Source organism: Litchfieldella qijiaojingensis (assembly GCF_014651875.1).
Lineage (GTDB): Bacteria > Pseudomonadota > Gammaproteobacteria > Pseudomonadales > Halomonadaceae > Litchfieldella > Litchfieldella qijiaojingensis.
In genome coordinates this window covers 88,638-104,333 of record NZ_BMXS01000011.1, presented here as the reverse complement: position 1 = coordinate 104,333, position 15,696 = coordinate 88,638, and the positions used below count along the sequence as shown (strand labels likewise).

Annotated in this window: 15 protein-coding genes; 5 read left to right on the top strand and 10 right to left on the bottom strand. The window is 62.4% G+C overall.

Annotation, left to right across the window (positions count from 1 at the left end):
* Window positions 1-39 precede the first annotated feature (39 nt).
* Genes IE093_RS11975 through IE093_RS11965 form a run of 3 tightly spaced genes read left to right on the top strand, consistent with a single transcriptional unit; the run spans window position 40 to window position 4,651 of the window.
* Complete coding sequence (locus IE093_RS11975; RefSeq protein WP_229803512.1) at window positions 40-3,066, top strand: peroxidase family protein; 3,027 nt, start codon at window positions 40-42, stop codon at window positions 3,064-3,066.
* Between the two features lie 22 nt (window positions 3,067-3,088).
* Window positions 3,089-4,156 carry a catalase family protein gene (locus tag IE093_RS11970; RefSeq protein ID WP_189469465.1) on the top strand — a complete coding sequence of 356 codons (1,068 nt, stop codon included), beginning with the start codon at window positions 3,089-3,091 and terminating at the stop codon, window positions 4,154-4,156.
* A gap of 27 nt (window positions 4,157-4,183) precedes the next feature.
* The gene (locus IE093_RS11965) at window positions 4,184-4,651 is read left to right on the top strand and encodes a hypothetical protein (RefSeq protein WP_189469463.1); all 468 of its coding nucleotides are present in this window, start codon (window positions 4,184-4,186) and stop codon (window positions 4,649-4,651) included.
* Here the strand turns inward: IE093_RS11965 and IE093_RS11960 are convergent.
* The 3 genes from IE093_RS11960 to IE093_RS11950 all read right to left on the bottom strand — a co-directional run bounded on the left by IE093_RS11960 (window position 4,630) and on the right by IE093_RS11950 (window position 7,146).
* Window positions 4,630-5,352 carry a glutathione S-transferase gene (locus IE093_RS11960; RefSeq protein ID WP_189469461.1) on the bottom strand — a complete coding sequence of 241 codons (723 nt, stop codon included), beginning with the start codon at window positions 5,350-5,352 and terminating at the stop codon, window positions 4,630-4,632. The two genes, IE093_RS11965 and IE093_RS11960, sit on opposite strands and share 22 nt — an antisense overlap.
* A gap of 41 nt (window positions 5,353-5,393) precedes the next feature.
* Complete coding sequence (locus IE093_RS11955) at window positions 5,394-6,080, bottom strand: glutathione S-transferase family protein (RefSeq protein WP_189469459.1); 687 nt, start codon at window positions 6,078-6,080, stop codon at window positions 5,394-5,396.
* A gap of 70 nt (window positions 6,081-6,150) precedes the next feature.
* Window positions 6,151-7,146, bottom strand: a complete 996-nt coding sequence (locus tag IE093_RS11950; RefSeq protein ID WP_229803511.1) for a zinc-dependent alcohol dehydrogenase family protein — start codon at window positions 7,144-7,146, stop codon at window positions 6,151-6,153.
* Between the two features lie 192 nt (window positions 7,147-7,338).
* Here IE093_RS11950 and IE093_RS11945 point away from each other — a divergent pair, with 192 nt between their 5' ends.
* The gene (locus IE093_RS11945; RefSeq protein ID WP_189469457.1) at window positions 7,339-8,475 is read left to right on the top strand and encodes a CapA family protein; all 1,137 of its coding nucleotides are present in this window, start codon (window positions 7,339-7,341) and stop codon (window positions 8,473-8,475) included.
* A 23-nt stretch (window positions 8,476-8,498) separates the two neighbouring features.
* On the opposite strand, the gene IE093_RS11940 is transcribed toward IE093_RS11945, so the two are convergent.
* The 6 genes from IE093_RS11940 to IE093_RS11915 all read right to left on the bottom strand — a co-directional run bounded on the left by IE093_RS11940 (window position 8,499) and on the right by IE093_RS11915 (window position 13,467).
* A complete protein-coding gene (locus IE093_RS11940; protein WP_189469553.1) occupies window positions 8,499-9,296 on the bottom strand; it encodes a DUF2797 domain-containing protein in 798 nt (265 codons plus the stop codon).
* A gap of 38 nt (window positions 9,297-9,334) precedes the next feature.
* A complete protein-coding gene (locus IE093_RS11935) occupies window positions 9,335-9,595 on the bottom strand; it encodes a YeaC family protein (RefSeq protein WP_189469455.1) in 261 nt (86 codons plus the stop codon).
* Window positions 9,588-10,454 carry a rhomboid family intramembrane serine protease gene (locus IE093_RS11930; RefSeq protein ID WP_189469454.1) on the bottom strand — a complete coding sequence of 289 codons (867 nt, stop codon included), beginning with the start codon at window positions 10,452-10,454 and terminating at the stop codon, window positions 9,588-9,590. Before IE093_RS11930 ends, IE093_RS11935 begins: the two co-directional genes overlap by 8 nt.
* Before the next feature lie 183 nt (window positions 10,455-10,637).
* On the bottom strand, window positions 10,638-11,624 hold the full coding sequence (locus IE093_RS11925; protein ID WP_189469551.1) for a metallophosphoesterase: 987 nt from the start codon (window positions 11,622-11,624) through the stop codon (window positions 10,638-10,640).
* 19 nt (window positions 11,625-11,643) lie between these two features.
* Complete coding sequence (locus tag IE093_RS11920; RefSeq protein WP_189469452.1) at window positions 11,644-12,525, bottom strand: NAD(+) kinase; 882 nt, start codon at window positions 12,523-12,525, stop codon at window positions 11,644-11,646.
* Between the two features lie 69 nt (window positions 12,526-12,594).
* The gene (locus IE093_RS11915) at window positions 12,595-13,467 is read right to left on the bottom strand and encodes a carboxylate/amino acid/amine transporter (RefSeq protein ID WP_189469450.1); all 873 of its coding nucleotides are present in this window, start codon (window positions 13,465-13,467) and stop codon (window positions 12,595-12,597) included.
* Window positions 13,468-13,491: 24 nt separating this feature from the next.
* Here IE093_RS11915 and IE093_RS11910 point away from each other — a divergent pair, with 24 nt between their 5' ends.
* Window positions 13,492-13,959, top strand: coding sequence for a DUF6314 family protein (locus IE093_RS11910; protein WP_268247398.1), 468 nt, complete (start codon window positions 13,492-13,494; stop codon window positions 13,957-13,959).
* A 25-nt stretch (window positions 13,960-13,984) separates the two neighbouring features.
* Here IE093_RS11910 and IE093_RS11905 read toward each other — a convergent pair whose 3' ends face one another.
* Complete coding sequence (locus IE093_RS11905) at window positions 13,985-15,670, bottom strand: glycerol-3-phosphate dehydrogenase/oxidase (RefSeq protein ID WP_189469446.1); 1,686 nt, start codon at window positions 15,668-15,670, stop codon at window positions 13,985-13,987.
* Window positions 15,671-15,696: the final 26 nt, after the last annotated feature.

Sequence of the window (15,696 nt, the reverse complement as noted above, 5' to 3'; positions counted from 1 at the left end):
CTCCGCGCCTCGGGACGCTTCGCAGGGAGGTCAGTCGGCATGTCAGCTTCGCTTAAGGACGCCACACGCCCCGCTTCCGGGCACCCTTCCCGCTCACTTGTCCACCATGGTTGGCGCCATCTCACGCTGGCGGCCATGCTGGCACTTCTGTCGGCATCCGGCGCGACGCTGGTCAACGCGCAGGACACCTCGCCCCATCCCGAAGCCGACAAGCCCACCTGGCTGGAGACCTGGGCGTCGTTGCGTGCCTGCAAGCGCATGGTGGCCGGCGGCCTGCGGGACGTTCCAGACGACCGGGCCGACCGTTTTCTCGGCAAGGTACAGCGCGACACCGCCCATTGCCGTGGCGGACAGCGTGCCCTGGAAGCACATCGCCGCGACTCCCCCTGGGTGGACTGGCAAACCTATTGGGCCACCGGCGATGGCGCCTCGCGCAACGCCAACTACGACGATGGCTGGATTCGCTCCCTGGTCGGCGGGCTCGGCGAGCGCGTGCACCTCAACCCCAACGACCGCGGTATCGATGGCGCCCTGCTGGATCTGGAATACCAACGGGTCGAGTTGATCAAGTTCAACCTGTTCGACAACTACACCTATCGCGAGTATATCCAAGGCCGCGACGGCCAGCCTGGCACCACCCTGACCCGCTGGTATGCCATGCGGTTGCCGCCGGATCATCCCGATTACCAAGCGGTGGGCGGCGAGGGTGAGCAGCTCTGCCAGGGCGAGCTGATTCGCCACCGCACCCTGACCGGCATCTGCAACGACCTGCGCAATCCACTGATGGGTTCGACCGGCACCCTGTTCGCCCGCAACGTCGAATTCGATGAGACCTTCCCCGACGAAGGGCACAGCGAGCTGACCCGCGCTCGCCACGGCGATCGTCTCGATCTGATGACGCCGGATCCCCAGCGCATCAGCCGTCTACTGTTCACGCGCGAGCAGACGCAGCCGGACCGCTGCAACCAGGGACGGGGGCTACCCGACCATTCGCCTGACGCGCATTGCGACTACCACAAGGCGCCCTTCTTCAATGTGCTGGCGGCGTTCTGGATCCAGTTCATGACCCACGACTGGTTTTCCCACCTCGTGGAAGGCGAAAACGACCGCTCCGGCTTGCACCCGGCAGGGTGCGACCTCTCCCGCGAGGAGGCAGCCAAGCTCGGCTGCCGCCCTGATGATGCCTTCCAGCGCAGCCTGGTGGCGCAACAAGCGCCAGCCAAGTCCTTCGAGCATCAAGACAAGGCCTACCAACAGCGTGCCCATCGCACCTTCCGCAATACCGTCACCGCCTGGTGGGATGCCTCCCAGCTCTATGGTTACGACGAGGTCAGCGCCTCACGCGTCAAGCGCGATCCCGACGATCCCGCTCGCCTGCTGCTCACCCCGCTACCAGGGACTGACGAGGCCACTGGACAAGTCTATCTGCCCCGTTTCTCAACGAGTTGCGAACACGCCTCCGAGGAAGAAGCATGCGACCGGATCCATCCCGTCTGGTCCAATCAGGCGGCCACTGCCTTCCCCGATAACTGGACCGTCGGCGTAGCCTTCTACCACAACGTCTTCGCCCGCGAGCACAACGCCTTCGTCGAGGCTTTCCGCGAGCAGGCTGCCGCCACGCCGGAGGCGGACTCCGGCCTGCGTGACCCGGCCGAGCCGGATCGGGTGATTCGCTACGCGGACGTCACCGACGACGAGCTGTTCGAGGCTGCACGTCTGGTGGTCTCGGCGATGATCGCCAAGATCCACACTATCGAGTGGACCCCACAACTGCTCTACGACGAGCCGTTGTATCGCGGCATGAACTCCAACTGGCGTGGGCTCTTCGAAGAACATCCTTTCGTCGAGAACGCCCTCTCGCGCGTGCTCGACCGGTTGCGCGCCTCCGACGACGAACGTCACGCCAATGCCTGGTACTCGGTGCTCGCGGCCGGTCCGGGCATCTTCGGTCTAGGCAGCCAGCGTTACGAGGATGCTTCGGTGTTCGCCAAACTGACCGGCCAGCGCGAGGACATCTGGTCGCTGGACAACCCGGAGCATATCAACGGCGGCACCAATCACTTCGGCTCGCCCTTCAACTTCCCCGAGGAGTTCATCACCGTCTATCGCCTCCACCCGCTGGTCCCCGACCTGCTCGAGGTGCGTGATATCGAGACCCCCGACCGGATACACAAGAAGGTACCGGCCTTGGAGGGATTCCGAGTCGGCGCCAGCGACCTGCTGCGCCAAGAAGGGCTGGCCGACTGGGCCCTGAGCATGGGCCGCCAGCGCCTGGGTCTGCTGACGTTGGGCAACCACGGCCAGTTCCTGCAGAACCTGGCGATGGGGCATCTGGGCTCCGATTCCGGCAAGCTGGATATCGCGGCACTCGACATCATTCGCGATCGAGAACGCGGCGTTCCGCGCTTCAACGAATTCCGTCGCCAATACGGGCTCAAGCATCTGACCAGCTTCGACGACTTCGTCGACTCCTCCTTGCCGGAGGATTCCCCCGAGCGCCAACGTCAGGAGAAGATGGCGGAACGCATGCGCGAGATCTACGGCCAGCACGTCTGCGACGCCAGCCTGGTGATTTCCCATGCCTATCGTGACGCCGAGGGCAACTACCCCAACGACTGCCTGGGCCATCCCGATGGCACGCTGGTGGACAACGTCGAGGATGTGGATGCCGTGGTCGGCTGGCTAGCGGAGCCGGTACGGCCGCATGGCTTTGCCATCTCCGAGACACAGTTCGTGGTCTTCATCCTCAACGCTTCACGTCGACTGTTCAGTGATCGTTTCTTCACCTCCAGCTTCCGTCCCGAGTTCTATACTCAACTCGGACATGACTGGGTGATGAATAACGGTCCCGACGGTGTGGTGATGGAAACCGGCATGCCCAATGGGCATCGCCAGCCAGTGTCGCCGATGAAGCGTGTGCTGCAACGCAGCGTGCCGGAACTCGCCGAGGAACTTGAGTCCGTGGTCAACGTCTTCGACCCCTGGGCGCGGGATCGTGGTGACTACTATTCGTTGGACTGGGTCCCACGGCCAGGAGCGGAGAACGATGAGGCCTTTGTGGAGTAGCCGCGCCAGCGGAGTACTACCGATGGTCCTATGGCTGACGCTGTTGGGGGGGTGCGACAACTCCCCTGACCTCGGGCTCGGCGAGGAGCGAGTTTCCCCCGAGGAATCCCTGTTCGAAGCGGAAATGACCCGGCGGATTCTCGAGATCGCTCGTGAGCATCATAGCGAGCACCCGCAGCAGCCCATCCCGCGCTTCAATCAGCCCAAGACCCTGGCCTGCCCCGTCGCCACCTTCCGTGTCCTGGGGCTGGATGAGCGTCTGGCCCAGGGAATCTTCGCCGAGCCAAACGAATACCAGGCCATACTTAGGTTCGCCAATGCCACTGCCCAGGACGATCGGGAAAAGGATCTGCGTGGCCTGACGATCCGACTGTTCGATGTGGACGGTGCCTCCAGCGTCGACGGCACGGCCGGGCACCAGGACTTCCTGCTCAACAGTCATCCCAGATTGTTTGCCGGCACGCCGGAAGACTTCCATGCCTTCGTCTCGGCAGTGGCCGATGATCGTCTGTGGTGGTACTTCCTCAATCCGTTGGATCCCCACCTGAAGTCGCTATGGATTGCCTGGCAAGCCCGCAGCCAGCCCGATAGTCTGCTGGCCATCCGCTACTGGAGCACCACCCCTTATCGCTACGGTGAGGATGAGTCCGTCGCGGTGAAATATTCGGTACGTCCATGCCCCGACGATACCCCGCAGGATCGAGACACCGAGGGACCCGATGGTGACGATCCGCACTATCTGCGCCATACGATGGCTGAGAACCTGCGCACGGGCGAAGCCTGCCTGTCGTTCATGGTTCAGTTCCAGACCGACCCCGACAGCATGCCCATCGAGGATGCGTCGGTGACCTGGGATGAGGAAGACTCACCCTTCGAGGAAGTGGCACGCCTGACATTACCGCGTCAGGACGTTACCGCCCCGCAAGCCCTCAGTCACTGCGAAGGCATGGCCTTCAATCCTTGGAACACCCATCCCGCACACCGCCCTCTGGGCGGCATCAACCGGGTGCGCCGCGGCCTCTACCAGGAGGTTGGCGAGTTTCGCACTTCCCACGATGCAACACTGTCGGCAACGCCCGATGGCCCCTGACCGGCAACCCTGACGGAGGCAATAGCGATGAGCGCAACCGTGCAGCAATGGCTGGGAATGACGCGGGAACAGCTCGACGAACTCTACCGTCGAGCGGAACCGGGCACGATTCCCCATGGTGACACCCGTGGCACTGCGATCATCACCGGTAGCGCTTTCGCCCGGGCCTTTGCCGCTTTCGCGCGGCTGTTCGTCTGGCAGGGCAAGGTCTTCGACATGTTCGCCGAGGATGGTTCAGCGGGGGTGCTGATCAACAAGGTGACGCCGCTGAGCCTCAGCTTCGTGGTGGCCAAGGTCTACCGGGCACCGAGCTGGATGGATGGCAAGGAAACCATTGTCATCGATTACTCCCGCACCTCCTTCTTCTTCAGGGCGGTGCGCGACGAGATCCGCGAAGTCGAGCCCGGCGTCTATCTCGGCAAGGTATGGCTGGGCAAGACCCGCGTGCTGGATTTCGCCCTGGAATCCTTCTCTCAACCATCGAGCTCGGGATAATGCCGGAAAATACCCTGCTCGTTGAACGGCTGACGCCGCTCCGAAGCCAGATAAGCGGCGATATTGGGGCGCTCAGCAACCCTGGCCGCCAGCGCGCTCACCGCCGGGTTCTCGGGCTCAAGGCGTTGCATGGCCTGGGGAAAGGCATAACGCAAACCGGCGACCATCTGGAACAGCGACAGGTCGGCATAGGTCGGCGACTCGCCCACCAGCCAGGCATCTCCTTGTGGGTTGCGGCTCAGTACGTGCTCGAAGTAGCCCAGAAACTTAGGCAACCGTTCGCCGATGAACACACTGGCACAGCGACGAGCCTCGGCGCGCTGTTGCTCGTAGTACAGCGAGACACCGACCGGATGATGCACGTCGTGCACCTCGAGGAGCCAGTCGCAGAGGGTGAGCTGCAGCCCCTGCACCCAGAAGCGGCCTGCTTCGTCATCCTCCGGCACCAACCCCAGGCGCGGCCCCAGGAATTGCAGGATATTGGCGACATGGGAGACGACGATATCCCCCGCTTTCAAGAACGGTGGCGCGAAAGGTGGCCGGGGCGCCTGAGTATCGTCCAGGCAAGCAGAAATGGCGGGCACGCCATGCTCGGCGGACTGGCCGATGTCGAGATAGTCGGCACCGGCCTCCTCGAGTGCCAGGCGGATGAATTCTCCCCGGCCGGGAATGCGGGGCCAGTAATAGAGTTCGTAACGCATGATCACTCTCCTATCCTGTATCAGCCTCCCAGCCCTCCTGGCTAGTAGTGGGTTCGACGATCCTCCAATAGGGTCGCAAACTCACTCACTTCCGCCTCATGGGCGGGATCGCGCCAAGGCTCGCGCAGCGCTTCTCTATACCACTGCTGCATGGCGGAAAGCTCGAGTAGTCGATCGCTATACGCCATGGCGAGTTCGCCGAGTTCGATATCGTACGACTGAATCCGGAAGGCAACCGGGGCAAAGAAAGCATCGACGGCGGTAAATGCCGGTCCGGCGAGAAACGGGCCACCGAAGCGGGCGATTCCGTCGCTCCACAGCTCATCCAGACGGGTGAGGTCCCCATGCAAGGAGGCCGGGACATCGGTCAGGCGGGCACGAATCCCGCAATTCATGGCACAGCGCTGGCGCAGGGCGATGAAGCCGGCATGCATTTCGGCGCTGGCGCAGCGAGCCCAGGCACGCGCGGCGCCATCCTCGGGCCACACTCCGTCATGGCGTTCAGCAAGGTATTCGACGATGGCCAGCGACTCCCAGACGGCGGTGTCGCCATCGATCAGGCACGGTACCAACCCCGTTGGCGAGAACTCGCGAAACGGCGAGCTATTGGGCCCTGTTTCGAAAGGCGTCAGGCGTTCCTCGAAGAGGATGCCGAGTTCACGCATCAACACCCATGAGCGTAGCGACCACGACGAGTAATTCTTGTTGGCAATATGTAACCGGTACATGCTCTCCTCCCTGTTCCAGGACTCCGACCGTCACTATTGCCGGTCACGGGACCTACGTCCAGAACGTCATTCACGGTACCAGTACCGCTGCACCGGTCAGGCGACCATGACGCAGATCCTCGAGCGCGTGGTTTGCCTGCTCCAGGGGGTAACGCCGAGTCTGCGTCTTCACCGGCACCCGCGGTGCCAGGGCAAGGAATTCCTCACCGTCACGTCGCGTCAGATTGGCCACCGAGCGCAGGCAGCGCTCTTCCCATAGCAACCGATAAGGAAACGCCGGAATATCCGACATGTGGATGCCCCCGCACACGACCACGCCACCGGGGCGGACATGCGACAGTGCCGTGGGCACCAGTTCCCCCACAGGGGCGAAGATGATGGCAGCATCGAGGCGGGCCGGCGGCGCTTCGTCGGCTCCTCCAGCCCACACCGCACCGAGGCGACGCGCGAAGTCCTGTGCTTCCCGATCGCCAGGGCGCGTGAAGGCATAAAGCTGCTGACCGTTGGCGACGCTTAGCTGAGCGAGGATATGCGCGGCCGCCCCAAAGCCGTAAAGACCCAACCGATGAACGCCGTCACCCGCCATACGATAGGCGCGATAGCCAATCAAGCCGGCACACAGCAAAGGCGCGGCCGCCTCAGCGGTATAGCCAGCGATAGGAAAACAGAAGCGGGCATCGGCAACGCAATACTCGGCATAGCCTCCATCGCGGGTATAGCCGGTGAACTGCGCCTGGGGACAGAGATTCTCGCGTCCAGCGAGGCATTGCTCGCAGCTACCGCAGGTCCAGCCCAGCCACGGCACCCCGACCCGCTCACCGGATGCGAAACGCTCCACGTCCTCGCCCAAGGCAACGATCTCGCCAACGATCTCGTGTCCCGGCACCAAGGGCAGGCGAGGGTCGGGCAGTTCACCGTCCACCACGTGAAGATCGGTACGGCAAACGGCGCAAGCTTCGACCCGGATCGACACCTCGCCAGGCCTCGGTCGCGGCCGGGGGATTCTCTGCAAGGTCAGGGGAGTGCCCACTTTCTCGAACAACATCGCGCGCATGTCTTCACTCATGGCCACCTCTCCCATACACGATGCAAATCTGTCGATGCGCTTCGGTCTCGTGGCCGGAAGCGTGCGTCCTGTTCCAGCATAGCGGGTAGTACGCCAAGCCGAGCGTGAGAAAGGTCGAGGGATCGTCTGTACTGAGTGACAGAGGACATGATCTCGAAGCGGGAGCCGTACCGGCCCGCAAGGAGAGTCGCTATGAGTATCGAGTCGCTGAGAGAGTCGGGTGTCGACGAGAGCGTGACGCTGCTGTTGTGTGGCGATGTGATGACAGGACGCGGCATCGACCAGATCCTGCCACATCCCGCCAGCCCCGAACTCTACGAACCCTATGTGCGCGATGCCCGAAACTATGTGCGGTTGGCCGAGCACGCCAATGGTGAGATCTCATACCCCGTTTCATTCGATTACATCTGGGGCGATACGCTGCGCGAACTGGAACGGTTCCAGCCGGAAATACGCTTGATCAACCTGGAAACCGCCGTCACCCGCCATGACACACCCTGGCCGCACAAGGGCATCAATTACCGCATGCACCCGGATAATATTCCCTGTCTGACGGCGGCGGGCGTCCAGTGTTGCGCACTGGCCAACAACCACGTGCTCGACTGGCACTACGGAGGATTCAAGGAAACCCTCGCCACCCTCAAGCACAATGGTATCGCTTATGCTGGTGCCGCCAACACCTTGGCCGACGCCTCGCGACCGGCGGAACTACCGCTCGCCGGCGGTAGCCGATTGCTGGTCTGGAGCTTCGGCCTGGCCGACAGCGGTATCCCACGGGAATGGCGAGCCAAGGCCTCCCGCGAGGGGGTGTACCTGCTGGACAGCGAGTCCGAAGAGGAGGTCGAGGCACTGGCACAACGCATCACGGCCGAAAAACGCGACGGCGACATCGCCCTGATCTCGGTGCATTGGGGCAGTAACTGGGGCTACGAGATCCCTGCCGAGCACCAACGTCTGGCCCAACATCTGGTCGATGCCGGAGCCGATATCATCCACGGCCACTCCTCACATCACCCCAAGGGCATGGAGCTCTATCACGGCAAGCCGATCCTGTACGGTTGCGGAGACCTGATCAACGACTACGAAGGCATCGGCGGCCACGAGGGTTTCTACCCCGACCTGGCGCTACTGTTCTTTTGCCGCTGGCATCTGGGACGCGGAGAGCCCGGTGCGCTGTGGATGACACCGCTACGTCGCCGGCGCTTCGCCCTGGAGTATACCGGGGCCGACGACGCGAGCTGGCTGCGGGATACCCTGAACCAGGTCAGCCTGCCGGGGAGCCCGACGGTGACCGTAGACAATGAGAACCGCCTGCACTGGCTTGGATAGGCTAGGCAGTTTTCGTACAGAGCCTAATGAACCTCGACTTCATAGCCGGTAAATTTGCGCAAATTGATCACCCCGGTGTCGAAAATCAGGTACTGGCCCTTGAGACCGAGCAGGGTGCCGGCGACGTCGGGGGACTTGTCGAAGTTGTGCGAGACGATCTTGCGCGGATACTCCAGGACGGGATAGTCGAGCTCGACCGGACTGGCGTCGAGCAGTCGGATGGCATCGGCGCCGAAGCGCTCGCGCAGCCCGGACAGACCGCTTTCCAGACGCGCCAGCAGCCGGTCGCGCTCGGCGACCAGATCCAGGGACTCGACCTCGCCCTTGAGCATCGCGCGCCAGTTGGTACGGTCGGAGACCTGCTCCTTGAACAGCACCTCGGCGAACCCCGCCTGCTGACGGGTATCGACTTCCAGAATGGGTAGGGCTTGAACGGCGCCCTGATCCAGCCAGCGGGTGGGAAGCTGACTCTTGCGGGTGATACCGACCTTGAGCCCCGAGGAATTGGCCAGGTAGACCACATGGGGCTGGAAGCAATGCTGCTCCGCCCACTGCGGCTCGCGGCAGGTTCCGGCGAAGAAATGGCAGGTTTCGGGCTTGACGATACAGGTGTCGCACTGGGCGAGGGTCTTGAAACAGGGATAGCAGTAGCCCTGGGCGAAGCTCTTCTTGGTGGCACGACCGCAATGGGTGCAAGCGATCGCGGAGGTCCAGGTCAACCCCAGAGGCTGGCCCAGGCGCGGATTGAGCGCCAGGCGATGTTCGCCGGCGCGCAGCGTATAACGGGCCGGCTCGCTGCCCTGCCCCGGCTCGATGGCCATCTTGGTCAGGCAGCCACGCCACTCGTGGGAGGTATCGATCAATTCACCCACTTGATGCCATCTCCCTCGTCACTATCGCTGCCGCCACAACCCGCGTGCTCCAGATAACCAACACGGCTCTCCGGCGCCACCTCGTGTTCGATTTCGTACTTGATCACCGCCTCCAGGCACAGTTCGACCTGCTCGGGGCTAAGCACACGACCATCCGGCCACTTGCGCAACGCCACCGCCTGCTTGAGGCTTTCGTAGATGGTCGGGGTCATGTGCCGGATCATATCGTCGAAGGTCATGTCACTCATCTTGTCCTCGTTTGGCGCGCATACGGCCCGAATAATACCAGCCCATCGCCAGGCCCACGACCAGGCCACCCAGATGCGCTTCGTTGGCGACATTGCCGAAACCGACCACGGCCGCGAAATCGGTCATGGTGAAGATCATCCAGCCGAGCATGAACACCACCAGCATCTGCGGCACAAAGAAGCCGCTGTGCGGGACACGGCGCGACATCAGCCACACGTAGCCGAGCAGTGCGAAATCGACGCCGGACATTCCACCGAAGAGCACCGTGCCGGTGGCATACTGCGCCAGGTTGGCGCCCACGCCGGTGACCAGGACGATCATCAACATATGGCGGCTGCCCTGGATCGCTTCGATCTGGCGACCGAAGTACCACAGCCACAACATGTTGAAGATCAGGTGCATCCAGCCGAAATGCAGCAGCGCTGGCGAGAACAGCCGCCACACCTGCCCGGAAGCCATGGCCTCGCTCAGGCTGCCGAGCACCAGGCTACCATTGGCCACACCGACCGGCACGATGGTCATGACGGCGATGACCAGATCGCCAAGAATCGCCATCAGCCCAAATACCGCCAGACACAACGCCAGCAACGTGGCGGTGACCGGTGCGATCGTGAAGGGCCGAGCCAAGGGTGAAGCGGCCAGCTTGCGGCGACTCTGCCGCCCCTTGGGCATCAGCGGCTCGCCACGCTGCCAACGCTCGAGCAGTAGCATCAATTGATCACGCTGCCTGGGATCGGCCAGCCACAGCGTGTAGCCGTCCTCGTCCTCGGTGAAGCGGTGACCGATGCGATGCGCCCACAATGCCTCCCGCAAGGGGCGGGTGTCGGTGTCACGGGGCAGCATGAGCACCTTGTACATAGTCTCTCCCTCAGACAAAGAAAAATCCGGCGGAGGGGGCCGCCGGATAAGAGCAAGGGATCATTCAAGGGAACACCTTCTCTGACGACGGCGGCAACCGCGAGTTCACGCCCAACACGAAAAATTGTGTAATGATTTGTATCGCACCGCAACAACCGACTAACCGTCTCCCAGCGCCCGTCATCAGTCGAAATCGATCTCCCAAGGCCAAGGCCTGGCCCACTCTTCCTGCGGAACTCGAATCCACACGAAGTGGTTGGCATCCAACCGCCGCTCCCCACTCCAGCGATATGCCACCAAGCGCCCGAACTTGACCGCGCTGTAGTCGAGGCAGGCGATATTGGGTGCCGGCAAGGCAGGAATGCCTTCGCACCAGTAGTGACCGATGAATAGCGGAGGCTCCTCGGGACCGTAATAACTCAGTCTGTCACGTTCCGCCTCGGTCAGCGGGCGCAGTTCCAGGTCGCCGGGGAGGTTGTCGGGCTGGAACACGACGTCGCCGTAAGTCCGGGGATTTCGCGCCCAGAAATGGGCACGGAAGCTGCGCCGAGTGAAGCCATCGCCGGAGTGGATCTCGATGTCGCCGGGCAGCGAGATATGACTGCCGCGCGTCAGGCGGTCGAGCACCTTGAAGGCGAAACTGCCCGGCTCGACCGACTGCTGTAGGAACGCCTCGGTCATGCGGGCATCGGGATAGTGGCGTCGAAACTCGTCGATCAACGGTTGATCCCAGCAGGCATGCACCACCCGCAGGCCATCCTGCTCGAGAAGCAGTGGCATGTCCATGAACCAAGCCAGCGTTTCCTCCCATTCGACGGGATGTTCGCGGTATTGCTCCAGGGTTTCGTTGATGATTCGATTGTGTCGTGGGGTATGTTCACGCAGCCACTCACGCCCCGAGCAGGTCTTCGCACGCCGACAATAGGCCAGGGCATTGTATTCGTGGTTTCCCATCACGATCTGCGCTTCGCCCGCCTCGACCATGCGCCGGGCAATGGTCACCGCCTGGCGGATATGCGGCCCACGGTCGATCAGGTCGCCGAGAAAGATCGCTCGGCGTCGCGGATGCCGGTAGACCCCCTCATGTTGCTGGTAGCCGAGCTTTTCGAGCAATGCCGCCAACGTGGCGCCACAACCGTGCACATCGCCTATCAGGTCATAGCCTTCGATATCGGGATGGATGGTCACCTCACTCTCCCAGTCGACTGCTCCAGCCGAGTTTGCTGCGACAGACTTCGTAGAAGTTGTGGCCGTAGGGATGTAGCAACTTCAGACGCTGGGGCTTGCGGCGCACGTAGAGAATATCATCCGGTTTAGACACCACCTTGGTCTGGCCATCGCAACTGACATGCGGATATGCCTCGTTGGTTTCGCCGATATGGATGCGGATCTCGCTGCCGGCATCGACGACGATCGGGCGGCTCGAGAGGGTGTGCGGAAACATCGGCACCAGGGTGATGGCATCGATACGCGGATGCACGATGGGACCGCCCCCTGAAAGCGCATAGGCCGTGGAGCCGGTGGGGGTGGCGATGATCAAACCGTCGCTGCGCTGGCTATAGACGAACTGGCCATCGATGAATAGCTCGAACTCGATCATGCGCACGGCCTTGCCGGGGTGGACGACCACATCGTTGAGCGCCTCGGCGGTGCCCACCAACGCGTCGTCGCGATAGACCTCGGCATCGAGCAGAAAGCGCTCCTCGATCTCGTAATGTCCAGCCAGCACCTCGCCGACCTTCTCTTCCAGTTCGTCGGGAGAAATATCGGTGAGAAAGCCCAGACGTCCGCGATTGACACCTAACACCGGCGTACCGGTGCGGCACAGAGTCCTTGCCGCTCTCAGCAAGCTACCGTCACCGCCGACCACGATCACCAGATCGCAGATCTCACCGAGCATGTGCCCGCTGGCTTCCTGCTGGCCATGATCGAGCAGTACCGTCGCGGTGCGATCTTCGATAATGACATGGTAATCACCAGCAGCGAGGAAGCGGATCAGCCGCTTGAGCGTGTCGACGACCTTGGCACTGCCCAACCGACCAATCAGCCCGATATTCTTGAAGGATGTCATGGACTCAGCCTCTCCCATCGAGGCTGGTCATTATGCGGGGTCGTCCGCCCTCGGGCAAACCGATGCCCGTCAGGCCGGCGACGCGGCGTGACGACGCTTGACCCACCATTCGTTGACCAGCAGCGAAACGACGATGATCGCGCCGCCCAGCGCCAAGCGCGGCAAGTCGGCATCGCGGTTCCAGATCAGCAGGTTGACCAGCAGCCCAGCCGGGATCAGCGCGTTGTTCATGATCGCCAGCGCACCGGCATCCACCAGCGTTGCGCCCTTGTTCCACAGGAAGTAGCCCAGGCCGGAGGCCGCCAGGCCCAACCAGGCCAGCACTCCCCACTGCACGCCGGTGGTCGGCAGCATTTGCGAATTGCCGAATAGGCCGAAGGCGATCACTGCCAGCGCCAGCGCCCCCAAATAGAACCAGCCGAACACGCTGTGCTGTGGGAGCCCCTCGGGCAGCCGCAAAGCGAGATGTCGATAGGCGACCTGGCCAAGGGCGAAACAAGCATTGGCACCCTGTACTACCAGGAAGCCGAGCCAGAAATCGCTGCCCACCCCTTGATAGCGGATCACCGCGGCCCCGGCCACGGCAAAGGCTGCCGTGAGCAGGTAGAATGGCGTGAAGCGACCCTCCATGGCGTCGTCGATCAGGGTCACGTAGAACGGAGTGAAGATGGTGAACAACAGCACTTCAGGTACGGACAACAGCAAGAACGACTGATAGAAGAAGACATACATCAGCCCAAGCTGGATGGCACCGATTCCCATCAACGCCAATATGTGGCGATGCCCTAGCATTCGCGGCCGCAGGAAAGGTATGAACAGCAGCGACGCCAGCGCGATACGGGTCAATACCGCGAAATAGCTATCCACCTGCCCCGACAGGTAGACGCCGATCAGCGAGAACGAGAAGGCCCACAGCGCCGTGACGCCGACCAGATAACCCATGGTGAACTCCCGAGAGAGGCAAAGTTGACAGCGATTATACGCCTCACCCCCCGGCTGACGACAATCCGCCGGCTGGACTTTTCTTCCCGGTCGGGGCCGAACTCACGCTGCGCCTGGTCGGGCCGGGGGCACGGCACGGTGGAAACGACCACGATCGGCAATATCGTGCGCTTCCATGAACAGGGCCGCTTCGTGCCCGAAGGCAAGGCCCGGGCGGTGGCCTTCACCAATGTCTACCGCTGGGAGGTGGAAAGCGACCGACTGAGACTCTTCCACGAGCGCCGTGGCGCCGACCAGGCCGTATGGTTGTTCGACCTGGTCGTCTCCGAGCCCGGGACATCGACGACACTGGTCAGCCGCGATGCCCACGTGTGCGGTGATGACCGTTACGCGGCTCACCTGACGCTACACCCCGATGGCTTCGACCTGAACTGGCGCATCGAAGGGCCACGCAAGGATGAAGCGATCTACTACCGTTACCGCCACGACTGAGTCATCATGCCAACGCCCCAGGCCGTCACTCCCACCTCAAGGTCTCGGAATGTGCCGGATTGTCGGCGTGGGAACCGATACTCAAGGATTCCGGCGCCGACGGCTCGTGCCGTGCGGCGAAGTACTCCTCCAGCTTGTCCCGCGCCAAGCCGCCGAACAGAATCTCGCAGGCCTCCATTAGCCCCGGCGAGCGACGGATATCCTCGGGGCGCACCACTTGGGCGATCTTCGACCGGCGCCGCAGGAAATCCTCCAGCTTGGTGATCATCTCGCGGCGTTCGGCCTGGTGGATCTCGCAGCGCAGATATTCCGTGCCTTCGATCAGCACTTCCGCCTGACGCGGGTCCTCGCGGATCTCTTCCAGCATTTCGAGAGCGCGGGTGCCATAACGCCGCCATAACCGGGTACTCAGTACCTCGGAAGCCTCATCCGATGTCTGGCTGTCCAAGTCCATGAGGCGCGCCTGGTGGAAGAATTCGTCGCGCACCTGGCGGGGAGGCTCCCCGTACCAGTGGTAGCTCGGGTAGGGGATGTTCACGCCGAACCGATGCACGGCCTCGACGATCTCGTTGCCTACGTTGAGGCAATCGGTGAGCTTGCCGCCGTAGATGCTGAGATGCGCTGCCGCGTCATCCTTGTCGATGGCATGCTTGCGCGAAAGTTGCAGGAAGTCGCGCCCTCCCCCCGAGTTGCTCTCGACCACCAGCGGCCTGACCCCGCAACGGGTGGCGATGATATCCGCCTTGCCTAGCGGCCGGTCGAGACTCAGGCGCTTGTTGATGTTATCCAGCACGAAACGGATATCGTCGTCGGTGACATGCACGTCGGGGCCATCCACTCGGGTATCCGTAGTACCGATGCAGGTACGTCGCCCCATGGGGATGACGAAGAACAGCCGTCCATCGTCGGCGAAGAACGCAAGTACTCGCTTGTTTCGCGTGAGCCGAGGCACGATCAGGTGAATGCCCTTGGAATAGACGTGTCGATGCGAGGTGTGCTGCCCGGTCAGCGCATTGTGCTCGTCCACGCTGGGGCCAGCGGCGTTGATCAACACCTTGGAACGGATCTCGAAGGTCGTGCCATCCATCACGTTGCGAGCCTTGGTGATCCATTCGTCCCCCTCACGCCGTGCGCCAAGGGATTCGACGTAGTTGGCCACTACGGCGCCATGATCGATGGCGCTGCGTATGAAGTTGAAGACGAAGCGCGCATCGTTGTCATGCAGGTAGGCGTCGGAATATTCGAAGCCTCCCACGCACTCCTCGGTATTGATGATCTCCTCCATGGCCTTGATCCGTGACGGCGACAGGAATCGAGGCATGCGGGTGAAGCCACTGCCCATCAACCAGTACAGCCAGCTCCCAGCCCACAGATAACGCGGGTGATAGCGGAACCCTTCGCCGACGGTGGTCAGGAAACGGATCTCCTGCACCGTGGAAGGGTAACTCTTGATCAGGTGATTGCGGCTCTTGCACAACTTGCGCACCAGGGCAAAGTCATAGCTTTCCATGTACTTGATGCCCCCCCAGACCAGATTGGAGGAATGCATGCTGGTGCTGCCCGCGAAATCGCCGCGATCGATCAGCGCCACCCTGACGCCCTTGCCCGCCAATGCGGCCGCCGAAGCGGCACCATTGATGCCGCCACCGACAATCAGGACATCGTAGGCCCTGTCGGAAAGCTTGCGAAGATTGTTCTGACGAAGTTGCATGTGCGGCCCTTCTCAAAGCAAAGGCC

Excerpts from the sequence above, each read along its gene's own strand:
- IE093_RS11960 (WP_189469461.1), bottom strand. The coding sequence starts at position 5,352 with ATGCGTTACGAACTCTATTACTGGCCCCGCATTCCCGGCCGGGGAGAA.
- IE093_RS11940 (WP_189469553.1), bottom strand. The coding sequence starts at position 9,296 with ATGGCCATCGAGCCGGGGCAGGGCAGCGAGCCGGCCCGTTATACGCTG.
- IE093_RS11915 (WP_189469450.1), bottom strand. The coding sequence starts at position 13,467 with ATGGGTTATCTGGTCGGCGTCACGGCGCTGTGGGCCTTCTCGTTCTCG.
- IE093_RS11935 (WP_189469455.1), bottom strand. The coding sequence starts at position 9,595 with ATGAGTGACATGACCTTCGACGATATGATCCGGCACATGACCCCGACC.
- IE093_RS11905 (WP_189469446.1), bottom strand. The coding sequence starts at position 15,670 with ATGCAACTTCGTCAGAACAATCTTCGCAAGCTTTCCGACAGGGCCTAC.
- IE093_RS11965 (WP_189469463.1), top strand. The coding sequence starts at position 4,184 with ATGAGCGCAACCGTGCAGCAATGGCTGGGAATGACGCGGGAACAGCTC.
- IE093_RS11945 (WP_189469457.1), top strand. The coding sequence starts at position 7,339 with ATGAGTATCGAGTCGCTGAGAGAGTCGGGTGTCGACGAGAGCGTGACG.
- IE093_RS11970 (WP_189469465.1), top strand. The coding sequence starts at position 3,089 with ATGGTCCTATGGCTGACGCTGTTGGGGGGGTGCGACAACTCCCCTGAC.
- IE093_RS11975 (WP_229803512.1), top strand. The coding sequence starts at position 40 with ATGTCAGCTTCGCTTAAGGACGCCACACGCCCCGCTTCCGGGCACCCT.
- IE093_RS11930 (WP_189469454.1), bottom strand. The coding sequence starts at position 10,454 with ATGTACAAGGTGCTCATGCTGCCCCGTGACACCGACACCCGCCCCTTG.
- IE093_RS11955 (WP_189469459.1), bottom strand. The coding sequence starts at position 6,080 with ATGTACCGGTTACATATTGCCAACAAGAATTACTCGTCGTGGTCGCTA.
- IE093_RS11950 (WP_229803511.1), bottom strand. The coding sequence starts at position 7,146 with ATGAGTGAAGACATGCGCGCGATGTTGTTCGAGAAAGTGGGCACTCCC.
- IE093_RS11920 (WP_189469452.1), bottom strand. The coding sequence starts at position 12,525 with ATGACATCCTTCAAGAATATCGGGCTGATTGGTCGGTTGGGCAGTGCC.